The organism is Colwellia sp. MB3u-8, assembly GCF_014076985.1.
Taxonomy (GTDB): Bacteria; Pseudomonadota; Gammaproteobacteria; order Enterobacterales; family Alteromonadaceae; genus Cognaticolwellia.
This window is the reverse complement of record NZ_JACGVA010000009.1, coordinates 1-1,045: the sequence shown is the minus strand read 5'-3', so window position 1 is coordinate 1,045 and position 1,045 is coordinate 1. Positions and strand designations below refer to the sequence as shown.

Annotated in this window: 1 protein-coding gene; it reads left to right on the top strand. The window is 44.1% G+C overall.

The window, feature by feature from the left end; translation table 11 throughout:
- The coding region (locus H4J54_RS00055) for an IS1182 family transposase (RefSeq protein WP_182188820.1) at window positions 1–1,045 on the top strand (1,045 nt) is incomplete at both ends.

Here is a 1,045-nt window from a genome sequence, read left to right as displayed (position 1 = left end):
ATCACCAAAGTCTGCCGTCACTTCATCGAGTTATGCCGTCAAATGAATATGTTCACCGATGCCGTTGTGGCTATCGATGGCAGTAAATTCAAAGCGGTTAATAGCAAGCACAACAATTACACGCCAAACAAAGTTAAAGACCATATTCGCCGTATGGAAAAGCATATTGAGAATTACTTAAGTCGACTTGAAACCGCCGATGCCAATGATAAAGTTGATGCTGTTCAAGCCTCTGCTGCTGAGAAAATTGCATGGATGAAACAACGCGTAGTTGAACTCAAGGAATTTGCTGTACAAGTGGAGGCGCATCCAGACAAGCAACTTTCCACAGTTGACCCTGATGCCCGCTTACTTAAAACACAAGGCATGAACAGACAGGTTTGTTATAACGTTCAAAGCTCTGTTGATACGAAACATCATTTAATAGTGACGCACGAAGTCACCAATACCAATGACCGTGGCAAGTTGGCCGATTTGACACGGTTAACGCAGCAAGCATTGGTGCAGAAAAACATTACAGTGTTAGCTGACAAAGGTTACTACAGCGGACGTGATATCAAAGAAACTCAAGATATGGGGGCCTCTGCACTTGTGCCCAAAGGGGATACGTCAGGTGCTAAAAAGAAAAGGATCTTCAATCGCTCTTTATTCAAATATGACCAAGACCGAGACCTTTACGTTTGCCCTGCGGGGAATGAACTACCACATAAGCGAAATGTTGAAGAAGGCGGAATGAAACTCAAGGTCTATGTTGACCACATTGCTTGCAGGGACTGTGATATTCGCGCTAAATGTACCCAATCAAAACGCGAGCCACGAAAGATAAGGCGTTGGATACACGAAGGTGAAATGGAAGAAATGCTAACACGATTGAAAAACGCACCTGACACGGTGCTCATTCGCAAGCAAACGGTAGAGCACCCCTTTGGCACCATAAAAATGTGGATGGGGGCAACCCACTTCCTTACCAAACAATTGAAAAATGTCAGTACCGAGATGAGTCTTCATGTTCTCGCTTATAACCTCAAACGAATGATGTCGATTG